General features: G+C 57.7%; 11 protein-coding genes. 7 read left to right on the forward strand and 4 right to left on the reverse strand.

Going from position 1 to position 13825, the window contains the following annotated elements; translation table 11 throughout:
• The 3 genes from AB7S84_RS02975 to AB7S84_RS02985 all read left to right on the forward strand — a co-directional run.
• The coding region (locus tag AB7S84_RS02975) for a sulfite exporter TauE/SafE family protein (protein WP_428152852.1) at positions 1–1181 on the forward strand (1181 nt) is incomplete at its 5' end.
• Positions 1178–1864 (forward strand): hypothetical protein, encoded by a 687-nt coding sequence (locus tag AB7S84_RS02980; RefSeq protein WP_020875934.1) that lies wholly within the window; start codon positions 1178–1180, stop codon positions 1862–1864. The genes AB7S84_RS02975 and AB7S84_RS02980, both read left to right, overlap by 4 nt.
• Before the next feature lie 92 nt (positions 1865–1956).
• On the forward strand, positions 1957–4617 hold the full coding sequence (locus AB7S84_RS02985) for a PEP/pyruvate-binding domain-containing protein (RefSeq protein ID WP_020875935.1): 2661 nt from the start codon (positions 1957–1959) through the stop codon (positions 4615–4617).
• Between the two features lie 32 nt (positions 4618–4649).
• Here the strand turns inward: AB7S84_RS02985 and hrpB are convergent, their stop codons facing one another.
• The gene (hrpB, locus tag AB7S84_RS02990) at positions 4650–7241 is read right to left on the reverse strand and encodes an ATP-dependent helicase HrpB (protein ID WP_020875936.1); all 2592 of its coding nucleotides are present in this window, start codon (positions 7239–7241) and stop codon (positions 4650–4652) included.
• 193 nt (positions 7242–7434) lie between these two features.
• On the opposite strand from hrpB, the gene hgcA reads away from it, so the two are divergent.
• Positions 7435–8637, forward strand: coding sequence for a mercury methylation corrinoid protein HgcA (gene hgcA / locus AB7S84_RS02995; protein WP_250697412.1), 1203 nt, complete (start codon positions 7435–7437; stop codon positions 8635–8637).
• 90 nt (positions 8638–8727) lie between these two features.
• The gene (hgcB, locus tag AB7S84_RS03000; protein ID WP_020875938.1) at positions 8728–9012 is read left to right on the forward strand and encodes a mercury methylation ferredoxin HgcB; all 285 of its coding nucleotides are present in this window, start codon (positions 8728–8730) and stop codon (positions 9010–9012) included.
• 42 nt (positions 9013–9054) lie between these two features.
• Here the strand turns inward: hgcB and AB7S84_RS03005 are convergent, their stop codons facing one another.
• Both AB7S84_RS03005 and AB7S84_RS03010 read right to left on the reverse strand, forming a co-directional pair.
• On the reverse strand, positions 9055–9519 hold the full coding sequence (locus AB7S84_RS03005; RefSeq protein WP_020875939.1) for a PaaI family thioesterase: 465 nt from the start codon (positions 9517–9519) through the stop codon (positions 9055–9057).
• Between the two features lie 79 nt (positions 9520–9598).
• Entirely contained in the window at positions 9599–10018 is a 420-nt protein-coding gene (locus AB7S84_RS03010) for a MarR family winged helix-turn-helix transcriptional regulator (RefSeq protein WP_020875940.1), read from the reverse strand.
• A 246-nt stretch (positions 10019–10264) separates the two neighbouring features.
• Here AB7S84_RS03010 and AB7S84_RS03015 point away from each other — a divergent pair, with 246 nt between their 5' ends.
• Complete coding sequence (locus AB7S84_RS03015) at positions 10265–10762, forward strand: FKBP-type peptidyl-prolyl cis-trans isomerase (protein WP_020875941.1); 498 nt, start codon at positions 10265–10267, stop codon at positions 10760–10762.
• Positions 10763–10854: 92 nt separating this feature from the next.
• Here AB7S84_RS03015 and AB7S84_RS03020 read toward each other — a convergent pair whose 3' ends face one another.
• On the reverse strand, positions 10855–12618 hold the full coding sequence (locus tag AB7S84_RS03020) for an acyl-CoA synthetase (RefSeq protein WP_020875942.1): 1764 nt from the start codon (positions 12616–12618) through the stop codon (positions 10855–10857).
• A gap of 827 nt (positions 12619–13445) precedes the next feature.
• Between AB7S84_RS03020 and AB7S84_RS03025 the strand changes: the two genes are divergently transcribed.
• Entirely contained in the window at positions 13446–13757 is a 312-nt protein-coding gene (locus AB7S84_RS03025; protein ID WP_144016587.1) for a hypothetical protein, read from the forward strand.
• Positions 13758–13825 lie beyond the last annotated feature (68 nt).

The following is a 13825-nucleotide window of genomic DNA, read 5'->3' on the forward strand; positions in this document are numbered from 1 at the left end:
TAATGATCCTCGGATTATTGCTCGTTCCCATCATATTGGGGGGAATCGCCTTCGCGGATCAGATCGGAACGGTCATGCCGGAGGTGCTGGGCGGTAAAAAGGCCTACAGCCCCGCATTTTTCACGACAGGCATCTTTATCGCATCCATTCTCATCGGCCTGGGCGCCGGGCTCATCACCGGCTGCATCGGCGCAGGCGGCGGTTTCATCATCGCCCCCGCCCTTATGAGCGCAGGCATCAAAGGTATTCTGGCCGTAGGCACAGACCTGTTCCATATTTTCGCAAAAGCGATCATGGGCAGCGTCATTCACCGCAAGCTGGGGAACGTTTCGGTGCCCCTGGCCGTCATCTTCCTCATCGGCGCCGTCATCGGCGCCACCTGCGGCGGCATCATCAACCGGGTTCTCTACGAGATCAATCCGGTGCTGAGCGACGCCTTCATCACGACGATTTACTCCCTCATGCTGGGCATGCTGGGATGCTATGCCATGCTCGACTATCTCAAAGCCAGGAAACGCGGAGACGCCGGGTCCGCCCACGGCGGCAAACACGAAGGCGCGGATCTGGGCAGCCTTCCCAGGAAGCTGCAGGCCGTCAAGATCCCCCCCATGATCAATTTCGACCAGGGGCTTGTGCCCGGCGGACGGAGCATCTCCGCCGTTTTCCTGATCCTGAGCGGCGCGCTGGTGGGGTTTGCCGCGGCCATTATGGGGGTAGGCGGCGGCTTCCTCACCTTCCCCATCTTCGTCTACATGCTGGGCGTCTCCTCCATGACCACCGTGGGGACCGATATCTTTCAGATCGTTTTCACGGCGGGGTATGCCGCCATCACACAGTATGCCATCTACGGCTTCATTTTTTACACCCTGGCGATGGGCATGCTGCTGGGCTCCCTCATCGGCATCCAGATCGGGGCACTGGTCACCAAGGTCGTCAGCGGCATCACCATCCGCGGATTCTACGCCATGGCGGTCCTGGCGGGATTTGTCAACCGGATCTTCGCCCTGCCTGGGAAACTGGCCGCCATGGAGGTCATCACCCTCTCCAGGGAGACCACCGGCATCCTCGACAAGATCGGCGTGTGGGCCTTCTTCATCGTCATCGGCGGATTCGGCGTATGGGTCATCGGAACCTTTCTGACCAATATTAAAATCCTCAAAGGAGAAAGAGCCGTATCATGATTGCAAACAAGAAGCTGTTTTTCAAAGGATTCCTACTGTTGGCCGCATTTTTGGTCGTGCTGTTCGCAATGTTCATGCCCCTGTTCAATGAAGGGAACGCACTAAACTACATGGACAACCTCTACAATTCCATCTCCAAGGGTTCGGCTTATTACATTCCAGGCCTTCAGGAGGAGAACAAGGCTTACCGAAATACGCCGGTTCAGGCAACATTGGCGCTCGCCGGAAAGCGCCAGGCCGAAGAGACCGCCCTCCTTTTCGAAAAATCCGGAGCGACGGTTACGCAAACCGATACCGGCATCGCCGTGAACGGCGATCTGGGGGCCATTCTGGCGAACTGTCTGGCAGATTCGGACATCATGTTCCACAATCAGGGGGCACAGCTACGGGAAAAATACGGCTACGGCGAACGCCAGGCCCTCTTCAACTGGTGGACGGCGCTGAACAAGATGGACATGGCCCTTAAAAAACAAGAGATGTTCAAGGAAGCCAAATTCGCCGGCGACGTCAATCAGCGGGCTGTCGAATGCGCCTACAATTTCTATGAGATCACGCCGCAGAAGATCACCGACAAGATCGGCATCGTTATCTTTTCCCTGGTCTTCTATGTCATTTACACGCTCTGGTTCGGGTTTTCCATCATGTTCATGTTCGAAGGGTGGGGCATGCGTCTGGAGCACTGACAATAACGGTGCAGTATTTGACGATCCGACCGCATGACCACCCTCAAGCCGCTCCCTCTTCCGTATCCGGGGAGAGGGAGCCATATTAGGCCATGACAGCATCGATATTCAATCGCATATTGAGAAACCGCTATTTCGCCGCACTTTTTCCGGGCCGTACCGTCGTTGCGGCGGCCGAGGACGTCGAGTCTCTTCGATCGGCGTTTAAAAAGCGCTACCACAGTTTCAAGATTCTTTTGGGAGCCAACAACCGTGCGCTCGAGATCATGAGCGAGATCGAACAGGCACTCCAGGGGCATACGCCCTTCGACATGGCCTTTGTGCGGGCCAAATGCACGGGCGTCACGGTCAATGTCCATCGAATGATTCAACAGATCGACCGTCTGGCGCCCGGGAAATATTCGAGGCTGTCAGAGCGCTACACAGAGATCCGTGAAGGCATCGAACAGATCCTCGCGGCCCGCCGGCCGGATCTCGATAAAAGGCTGGTGCTCGACTTCGAGGCGGTGGATGAAAACAGCTCGCCCCTCGTGGGGAACAAGATGGCCGGATTGTGTGATATCCGGAACCGCCTGGGTTTTTCCGTGCCCGAAGGCTTCGTTATCACCACACATGCCTTCGAGCGCTTTTTTGAGGAATCCGGCATCCAGACCGAGATCAACCGGAAATTTCAGACGGCGGACCTGAACGATGTGGAAACCCTTCATGCACTTTGCTCGGAGATTCAGCAGCTCGTCCTCCGCACTCCCCTGCCGGAGGATCTCGAACATGAAATCATCACCGCGTGCGAACGGCTCGCTGAACGCAGCCGGAAGCCGCTTTCGCTTGCCCTGAGAAGCAGTGCGGTGGGCGAAGACGCGATCCACAGCTCCTTTGCCGGACAATACCATTCGGAGTTGAACGTCGCACCGGATGACGTCCTGTATGCCTACAAAACAGTGGTGGCCAGCAAATATTCGCCCCAGGCCGTCACCTACCGGATGAACCGGGGCTTCCGCGATGAAGACATTCCCATGGCCGTAGGTTGCATGATCATGGTGGAAGCTGCGGCCGGTGGCGTGGCCTACTCCCGGAATCCCGTAAACGCCTCGGATGATACGGTCCATATCAATGCCGTCCGCGGTCTCCCCAAGGCGGTAGTGGACGGTTCGACCCCCTGTGACCTGTTTGTGGTGTCCAAATCCGTCCCCGCCCGGGTGATTCGACGGGAGATTGCCGTAAAGAAGACGATGTATGTCTCCAACACGGACGGCGGAACGGATCGCATTCCAGTAAACGATCGGGAGGCCGCTTCTCCCGCCATCGAAGAGAAACAGCAGATAAGCCTCGCGGAGATCGCCGTTTCCCTCGAATCCCACCACGGTCTGCCCCAGGACATTGAGTGGGTTATCGACGGCAAGGGCGACATCATTCTGCTGCAATGCCGCCCTTTATCACTCAGCCCCGTCACAAACACGCCATCGGAAACCATCCCGGATTCGGATGAAACCGAGAAAGACGAAACGGACGTCCTTGCCGTCGGCAGCGTGACGGCCAGCCCCGGTTCGGCCTGGGGGGAGGTTTACATTGCCGCAAAGGCCGCCGATACGCTCCGCTTTCCCAAGGACGCCGTCCTGGTGGTTCGCCAGGCACTGCCCAAATGGGCCGCCCTTCTCAACCGAGCCGCGGCCGTGGTTTCCGAGCAGGGGGGCATCGCCGGTCATCTCGCCAGCGTCTGCCGGGAGTTCGGTATTCCCGCACTTTTCGGGGTCGAGAACGCATTTGACGTCCTGAAAGCAGGTGAACGCGTCACTGTCGACGCCGATCACCTCAAGATCTATCGCGGCGTCAAAAACAGATTCAGCGTCGGGCGAAAACCGCGCCCCAATCTCATGGTGGGCAGCCCCGTACACCAGATTCTCAAACGCGCCGGAAGGCTGATCGTTCCCTTGAATCTTCTGGACCCGGATGCGACGGATTTCAGACCTGAAAAATGCGCCACGCTTCACGACATCACCCGGTTCATCCACGAAAAGTCGGTCCATGAGATGTTCAATTCCAGCAAAAACACGAACTTTCCGGAACGGGCCGCCAAGCAGCTCGTTCACAACAAGGTTCCCATGCAATGGTGGGTCCTCGACCTGGATGACGGTTTCAGGGAAGCCGTCCCCGGCAAATACATTCCGATCGAAAACATCGTTTCCATTCCCATGCTGGCGTTCTGGGAAGGTTTTACGGCCATTCCGTGGGACGGTCCTCCGGGCATCGACGGCGGCGGCTTCATGTCCGTGATGTTTCGGTCGACCGCGAACCCTGCCCTGGCCACCGGCGTCCGATCGCAGTATGCCCAGCACAATTATTTCATGGTCTCCAAAAACTATTGCAGTTTAAACGCTCGTCTGGGATACCATTTTTCCACCCTGGAAGCCCTTGTCGGCGAGCGGGTCCGGGAGAATTACATCAACTTCCAGTTCAAGGGCGGGGCCGCCGACGACCAGCGGCGGCGCCGTCGCGTGACCTTCATCGGCGACATATTGGAAGAAAGCGGCTTCAGCGTCCGCATTCGTGAAGACCATCTCGCCGCACGCATGGAGAACTATCCCGAAGTGCATATGACCGCCTATCTGAAGGTTCTGGGCTACCTCCATCTGCACACCCGACAGCTCGATATGATCATGACCAATCCCGCCCAGGTGGACCACTATGACCGAAAGATCCGGACGGACATCGACGCCATTCTCTCGAGGAGAGCGGCGGCTGAAGTGAAACCCTGATCTTCAGAACGCGGGAAGTATTCCATCGGCCGTCACCCCTTTTTCCCCTTCTTTTTTGTCCGGTTCGTGGGCAAGGCCAGGAGGGGGTCGTCCGGCCATTCATGTTTGGGGTAACGGCCCTTCATCTCCTTTTTGACGACTGCGTAAGTGCCCGTCCAGAATCCCCCCAGGTCCCGGGTCACCTGGAGGGGGCGTCCGGCGGGAGAGAGCAGGTGCAGCAGAAGCGGGACCCGGCCCCCCGCAATACAAGGTGTTTCAGCGGCACCGAACATCTCTTGAAGGCGAACCGCCAGGACGGGCGTTTCGCCGGCGATGTAGTCCACGGGGATGCGCGATCCGCTGGGAACGACGACATGAGTCGGCGCAAGGGTATCGAGTGTCTTGCGCTGCTCCCATGACAGCATGGCCAGAATAGCACCTTTCAGATCCAGCCGCTGGAGATGACTCCGCCGCCTGATTCCGCCGAGAAACGGGCCCAGCCAGTCCTCCAGGCGGGCCAGCAGCGTCGCATCCGAGAGATCGGGCCATCCCGGCCCGCCGAACGCCTCGCTTCTGAGAAACATTACCCGAGCACGCAAGTTCAGAATCCCTCGCTCCCACGGAAGCGCCGAAAGGCCCATATGCCGGATCCCCTGAACCATGGCCGCCGTCAATTGTTCGGGATCGGGGTTTTTCAGGGGACGACAGCGCAGCACCAGTTCTCCGAACCGTTCTTCGAACCTTGCCGCCACTGTCTCTTCCCGGGAGTCCCAGCAGACCACGACGAATTCCCCGACCCATTCCGGCAAATGGGCCGCCAACTCCTCAGGTCGAACAGGCGCGGCCAGACGGATCCGGGCATCCCTTCCTGTGCCGTCCAGCGCCGCCGCCACGAGCAGGTTCTCTGCGGCCAGGGGTTCCACATCGATAAATCGAGCCCCCCGGCCGCCCGAAAGCCTGTAGCGGCGATCCCCCTCCGGCCGAAGCTGCGCCACGCGGTCCGGATAGGCCATGGCCAGGAGCGTTCCGGCATACCTGTCCGGATTTTCGACGCCCTCCGTTATCGTTCTACCATCCCCGACCGTCTGCATGCGTTCCCAGCGATCGGCCTGTGCCCGGATGCGGCGGCAGACGCCGGAATTCATCGAGGCACCCGGTGTCCGGAACGCATTCCCCTGGCGCAGGGCCTCGACCCTGAGCCGTATATCGGCGTCCCAGGCCCCCGGGGGGAAATGAAGGACATCCCGATCCTCCAGGATGGCGGCCAGTTCGCAAGCCAGCCGATACCGCCCTATCCTGCGTCCCACCAGGAGCATATGGCCGAGGCGGGGATGCAGTCCCAGCTTCGATATGGTTTTGCCTCGGGCCGTAACCCGGCCCTGACGATCCAGAGCCCCGAGTTGGATAAGGAGCTCCCGGGCCGATCGGAATGCGACTTCCGGCGGGGGATCGAGCCATGGTATGCCGTCCGGTGTGGTGGTGCCCCAAACCGCCAGTTCCAGCACCAGCGAAGCCAGATCGGCGGAAAGGATCTCCGGAACCGACGCCGCCGTCAAGCCCTGATGTTCGGCTTCGCTCCAGAGGCGGTAACAGACCCCGGGGGCGATCCGCCCGGCTCGGCCCCTCCGCTGATCCGCCGAAGCCTTGGACACCCGCACCGTCTCAAGACGGCTCATCCCGGTAGCGGTCGAGAACCGCGGCACTCGCATCCAGCCACAGTCCACCACGATCCGGATCCCCTCGATGGTCAGCGAGGTCTCGGCGATGGCCGTGGCCAGAACGATCTTTCGCTTTTCCGGAGGCGTCGGCCGGATGGCCCTCTCCTGGTCCACCAGTGGAAGATTTCCGTAAAGGGGGGCTATGGAGATGCCGGTGCCTGCCAGGCGCTCGTCGAGGAGCTGGGCCACCCTCCGTATCTCTCTCACGCCGGGCAGAAAGGCCAGGATACTTCCGTCCTCAGCCGTCACGGCTTCCATCACCGCCTCGACCGTTCGTCCTGCAATCTGATGTTCCTGTCCCCAGGATTTCGCCGCCTGATTTATGTGCCGGGTTTCCACGGGAAAACACCTGCCGGAACTCACGATTACCGGTGAATTACCTATCAGGCGACCCACGGGCTCGCCCGCGAGAGTCGCAGACATCACCAGGATCCTGAGGTCTTCCCTGAAAACACTGCGGCTCTCGAGGCAGAGCGCCAGTCCCAGATCCGTCTGAAGACCCCTTTCATGAAACTCATCGAAGATCACGAGCCCGACTCCGGAAAGCGCCGGGTCCCGCTGAATCCAGCGGGTGAGGATCCCATCGGTCACCACCTCCACACGGGTGGATGCGCCTACCCGGCTCTCCAACCGCACCCGGTAGCCCACTGTTTCACCGACATCCTCTCCCAGCATCGCAGCCATCCGCCTTGCCGAGGCTCGAGCCGCCAACCGACGGGGTTCCAGCATGATGATTTTGCGACCGGAGAGCCAGGGCGCATCCAGCAAGGCCAGGGGCACGCAGGTGGTCTTTCCTGCCCCGGGCGGTGCGATCAGCACCGCGCCCGCCCCTGCCGACAGGGCCTGCCGCACCTCCGGAATCACCGATATCACCGGCAGGCCTGCCGCCTGCCGCCGCCACTTTGGGACATTATCCGCGTTGATCATCACGTTCTCTTAAGCCCTGCTTTTCAATGAGATCGACTCATGTCGCCAGAAACCGGCCCGGCGAAGGGTCGTCGAGTTTTCTGTGGACATCCTTGTCAATAACTTTTAGACTGAATTATCAAGGCAACCGCATGGGGCCAAGAACGCCCCCTGACGACACCCGCTTCTGAACACCGAAAGCTGAAATGAATACATGAATAAGTCAAAACATTCCGATTTGGGACCTGTTTTCGTCGCTCCTCCCGACGCACGGCCGAATGTCTGCGGACCGCAGATCATCCTCGGGACGCCGACGGGTGATGCGCCCTGCTGAGGCCCCAAGCCCGACCCCGAGGCCGGGGTCCATGAACGGCCGGGGTATGTCATCGAGCCTTATGTAGACGGTTTTGTGGAGACGTCCGCAGGACCCGTTCCCCGTGTTGAAACAGCGGTCTCGCTCCGGGACAAGCTCGGCACCGTCAAGACTCGCCTCGGCATCGGGCGGTACAATTACAAGGTGGTCCCCGGTCTCTACTGCGTGGGAACGCCCGGCCCGGAATCGCCGGTGCTCATGACCGCCAACTACAAGCTCACCTTCGACGCTCTCCGGAAAGAGCTGGGAGGCCTCGATGCCTGGATCCTGGCGGCTGACACCCGGGGGATCAATGTATGGTGCGCCGCCGGAAAAGGGCTCTTCTCCACCGAAGAAGTCGTCCGCCGGGTAAACAGGTCCCGGCTCGCAGAGATCGTCTCCCACCGGGAATTGATCCTGCCGCAACTCTCCGCCACGGGGATCGCCGCCCACCAGGTAAAGAAAATCTGCGGTTTCAAGGTCATCTACGGCCCGATACGGGCCGCCGACATTCCCGCCTTCATTCAGGCGGGCAAAACGGCCGACCAGGCCATGCGGACGGTAACCTTTACCTTCCGGGAGCGTGCCGTCCTGACGCCTGTGGAGATCCTTCTGCTGCGAAAAGCGCTGGCCGTCGTCATCATCGCGACCCTGTTCCTCTCAGGTTTCGGACCGGGGATATTTTCTATGGATGCCGCCCTTTCCCGGGGAATCCCCGCCGTGTGCGCCACGCTCTTCGGCATCCTGGCCGGGGCGGTGATCGTGCCTTTCCTCCTGCCCCACTTTCCCTGGCGGGAGTTTTGGATCAGCGGGGCCCTGGCCGGCATCGTGGCCGGCGTGGCGAACACCTGGCTTTTCAACGGGAGGCTGGACGCCTGGGAATCCCTTTCGCTGATGCTCTGGACCGGCGCTGTCGGCTCTTATCTGGCCATGAACTTTACCGGTTCAACGCCCTACACCTCCCCTTCGGGGGTGGAAAAAGAGATGCGCAGGGCAATCCCGGCCCAAGTCGCCGCCGGCTTGATCGCCGTCGCAGTCTGGTTTGCAGCCCCGTTTTTCGGGTAGCCGGAAATTGACAATCGGCAAACCCGCCGGACATAATCGACACGATTTCAACATCCGGATATCCAACGGATTTTCAGATATGGACAACGCATGAAAGATTTTAGATATATCGGCGGTGTCGCTACCCTGGAGCTTGATACGGGCCGGTGTGTGGGCTGCGGCATGTGCGAGACGGTCTGCCCTCACCGCATCTTCACGGTGCGGGAAAAACAGGCGGTCATCCGCGACATCGACGCCTGTATGGAGTGCGGCGCCTGCGCGCGGAACTGCCCCACAAAAGCCATCGCAGTCACCCCGGGCGTAGGCTGTGCCGCCTACATCATCTCGACCTGGATACACCGCATCAAAGGATCAGCAGGGACGCGATGCTGCTGAAGACCGGCCGGCACCATTCCGTCGATTTCGAAAGCTTCGCCATCAAAAACTTTCATCGACGAATTTATTCGCCGTCAGCTTCAACCCCTTGCCCGGAAGGGTCATCAGGGTTGAGGTGCCGTGGGCGACCAGACGGCCGTCGGCGTCCAGAACCCGGGCCTCGGCATAGCTGATGGATTTGCCGAAACGAATGGTTCGGCCCTGGGCCGTCAAGCGTCCCTTCAGCACAGGTTCCAGATAGTTGAGCTTCAGATCGATGTTGACCAGACCCGCGTCTTCGGGGAGACGCATGAACACAGCCCAGAAGGTGGCGGTGTCGATCAGGGTCGCCAGCACGCCGCCGTGGACGATGCCGAACGGCTGGAGATGGCAGGAGCCTGTATCGAGCATGATCGTGGCGCTGTCGATCTCGATGGCCGAAAGCCACATGGCCATATGATTGGGGAACGGGCTGGTTTTGACCACATGAATCAACTCCTCGATGTATTCCGGATTCGGTTTTGGCATTCGCCCTCCGCTTTGATAATATTGGACACACTTATCTTGCATACAAAATTTTAGCACCTGAAAATTCCTGATGTGCAGATCAGCCGCGGGGGGATAGCAGCTTGCGCAGCAGCATCCGGAAAATCATCTCTTCTTCATCGGTCAGGTTCGACAGGAAGGAACGGTTTTCCGGCTCCACAAGAGCACCGATCTTGTCGCTCACATCTCGACCTTTTCCGGTGAGGCAAATCCGTATCGCCCGACGGTCGTCGGGATCAGCCTGTCGTTCCACAAGACCTGCACGGGCGAGGCGGTCGATAATCCCGGTGAGGGTGGCGCTGTCGAGTTGTACCCGGCTGCCCAGCCTGCCCGACGATACGCCGTCTTCATCCGCCAAAAACGCAAGCACCATTCCTTGAACCGCTGTCACGCCGAATCCGGCGACGCAGTCACTCCAATGCCTTGCACCGGCCTGACCAGCCTTGGCCAGTTGAAAAAAAATGCATTCGTGAGGTTTCACCGTTATCCTGTCTCTATAATCGATATAATTAGTTTGCACACAAGCCTTATAGGATAACCATCCGTTTTCGTCAAGAAAAAATCGATTGACACCGCGACGTGTCGAAACACTTCGAATCAACATCGATGCCGGACCGTCTGCATCGATTCGGCTTGGGCTCATCCCACAAAGCGGATCAAAAACTTGACTTGTCGTGATTCGGCCATATCTTTTCCGGAATTTGCACATCAAATCAAAGGAGCTAAAATGATGCAGAAAGTCGAAAGCGGCATGTTTATCAGCGTAAACTATACGGGGACCCTTGAAAACGGAGAGGTGTTCGATACGAGTGAAGGGCGGGCGCCACTGGAGTTTCAGACCGGTGAAGGCCAGCTGATCAAGGGGTTCGAGGATGCTGTGATGGGCATGTCGTTGAACGAGAAGAAGACATTTACCCTGCCGCCCGAAGCAGCCTACGGCCATCGGGACGACACCCGGGTTCATGACTTTCCCCGGGCCGATCTTCCGGCAGGCGTCTCCCCGAAAGTGGGCGATACCGTAACCTTTTCCACGCCCCAGGGACAGCAGATACCGGCCAGGCTTGTCCGGATGGACGACGAGAACCTGACCTTCGATCTCAATCACCCCCTCGCCGGGGAGAGCCTGACTTTCGCCGTCGAGGTGGTGGGCATCAGCGACACCCCCACGCAGCAGCCCCACGGATGCGGGTCGAACTGCGAGTGCGGTTCGGGGTGCAGCTGCTGAACCGCTGAAACCCTGCAACAGAAATCACCCGGAGACGACGCTCGCGATACCAGCGAACGCCGTTTCCGGGTGAAAAGTCTTACCAGCTCCGCTTACTTCTTCTTGGAGCTCAGTTCAGGGAACTGATGATAGAAGTATTCGTTGGGAGAAACCGATTCCCCCTTTTTCTTTCTTTCTTCGTCTTCCCTCAGTTCCACCCTCCGGATTTTACCGCTGATGGTTTTGGGCAACTCTTCGACGAATTCGATGATTCTCGGAATTTTGAATTTCGCCAGCACCTTGATGGTGTGCTGAAACAGCTCCAGGGCAAGATCCCTGGAGGGTTGGTAACCCTTGTTCAGAATCACGTAAGCCTTGACCAGTTGATATCGTGTAGGATCGGGAGTACCCACGACGGCGGCCTCCATGACGGAGGGATGCTCGATCAGCGCACTTTCCACCTCGAAGGGGCCCACGCGATAATCGGAGGATTTGATGACATCGTCGGATCTGCCGACGAACCACCAGTACCCGTCCTTGTCAAAGGACGCCTTGTCGCCGGTAAAGTACATGCTGCCCTTGAAGGCGCCATGGGTTTTTTCGGGGTCGTCGATGTATTCCTGGAAGAGGCCCAGTGCCCGCCACCGGCTCAGGCGGATCACAATGTGGCCGGGTTCGTCGGGGGTGGTGATTTCGTTGCCTTCGTCATCGGTCAGGATCACGTCGTACATGTCTGAAGGATACCCAAAGGAGCCAAAGCGCATCTTGCCTTCCATCCAGGGCGGGTTTCCGATCATGGCTGTCGATTCGGTCTGGCCGTAGAAATCCCTGATCTCGGTCCCGGTCGCTTTACTCCACCGGTCGATCACCTCGGGGTTCAGGGGTTCGCCGGCACTCAGGGAGTATTTGATGGCGCTGAAATCGTATTTGGAGAGGTCCAGACGGACGAAGGCGCGCCAGGCGGTGGGCGGTGCACAGAAGGAATTCACCTTGTACTTGGCGATGGTGGCGACGTATTTTTCGGGGTCCAGCGCCGTAAAGGCAAAACCGGTTGCGGTGGCTCCGATATTGAGTGGGGCAAAAAAGCTGCTCCATGCCCATTTGGCCCACCCGGGAGCGCTCAGATTGTGGTGAATTCCGCCGGGTTCAAGCCCTTGGATGACCGCGGTCGAAAGGTGCCCGACAGGGTAGGAGGTAGCGCTGTGGCCTACCCGTTTGGGAAGCCCCGTGGTGCCCGAGGTAAAAAAGCAGAACAGGACGTCGTCCTTGCCGACATCAGCGGCATCGGCCGTGCCGGATTCGGCGCTGATTTCTTCATAAGACACCCATCCATCCTTTTTCCCCAATACAATTTTGGCCTTGGGCGTGCAGTTCGCCTTCACCAAGGCATCGTCCACCAACTGGGTCAGGCCTTCAAAGGCAACGATGACATCGGGTTTGTAGGACTCGAAGCGGAACTGAATCTCCCTTTCCGTCATGGTGGTGGCCGTGGGCACCGACACCAACCCCCCTTTGATACCTGCAAAGGAGGCAAACCAGGTTTCGGGAACAATCGGCGTCAGCATGTAAAGGTTGTTGCCCTTTGCGACACCTTTTTTTCTGATGAAATTAAGAAACTTATTTCCATTTTCCGCCAGTTCTCTGTAGGTGAACTGTCGCTCGGCGTCCGTGTCGAGATCCGTCCAGATCAGCGCGAGCTGATCACCCCGCTCCTTGACATGCACCCCTTCGAAAATTTCCGCGGCCCAGTTGAATTTTTCGGGCAGAGTGGTCTGGTTCAGCTTCTCAAAAAAAGCCTTTGCGGCCTCTTTCCTTTTTTCCATGTCTGCGATGGTGTTGAGCGCCATTGCATCTCTGTAAAAATTTTCCAACGACATACCCTTCCTCCATTTTAGTTGTTAGCCCACTGTCTTCCGTGATAACGATTCAGACCTCTTTCCGATTTTGACCGAGGCCCCCAAAAAATACCGCTTTACAGGGCTTTATCGACCCTGTACGCTTTAGAATTCAGGTCGTTCTCCCGCCGATGGTGCCCTTGGGAAAAATTCTGAGCGAGCGGTCGGTTGGTTGTTTGATTATGCTATTCCTTTAATTGCCATTCATTTAATTGTCAATCATTATTTTCTGGTGATTGACGCTTCCGTTTCCAACATGGGGCGCCCAAAGCCATTTTCCGGCCTCGGATGTCGATTTAACGCCTCATGGGTTGCGCGTTCCTCCGTATCAGGCCAATTTTATCTGTAAACATGGCATTGCAGATTCTGAAAAGCCATTTGGGTAACAAATCCGAACGCAAATGGTCTATCCGACTGTTGACGACCGCCCGCCAATGAGATATTGAAAATTATTATACAGATATTCAACTTCAGGCCGTATCCTTCCGGCACCGGCCTATGAAAGTTGAGGCAGATATAATCGATTCAGACCGGGGTAACCGGGAAGTTCGGCCTCTGCAACCGCCGGATGGGAAGGCGGCTGTCACGTCAGCCTTTGAAGAGGGGGTGATATGGCGATTTCAGCTCCGAAAATGCGATGCGAATCAGGATTCATGCTAACGCAGGTTCCCATTTTCCTTAAAAACTTTTCACTGTCCTTTGTCAAAGAAGGGTCTTGTATCGAATATTTTATCGAAAAGCGTTTTTCAACAGAAACCATTTCGTCCGCGCTGATCTTTTCATACAGTCCCATCGCAAAAGACCTGCATGTGTCTCGATTTTATCCCGAGCTGTATCGACAAACCGATTCGAAATACATGTCGGCCGCCTGCTTCTATCTCCTGATCCACCACTGCGCCGGATCTTATTCGATGGATGACGCCTGCCACATCAGCCTCGAAACGGTGCCGACGGTAAGCGACGGGTTTTACATCCGGTTGAAGGATTTCAATTTTCACGTTTATAAAAACCGTTTGGGCAATGTCGTTGAATTGATCAGCGATATCTTTCGCTTACCCGTCGATACGAGTATGATCAAGGAGCGGATTTTCCGCGATGGTGACATCCCGTTTCTGAAATAGAACTCGGGGAAAAATTCCGCTTTCGCCGTTTCGGAATTAAATGATTCAACTTTCGACTTTCATGACGA

Origin of the sequence: Desulfococcus sp., assembly GCF_050178255.1 — a bacterium.
Classification (GTDB): domain Bacteria; phylum Desulfobacterota; class Desulfobacteria; order Desulfobacterales; family Desulfococcaceae; genus Desulfococcus; species Desulfococcus multivorans.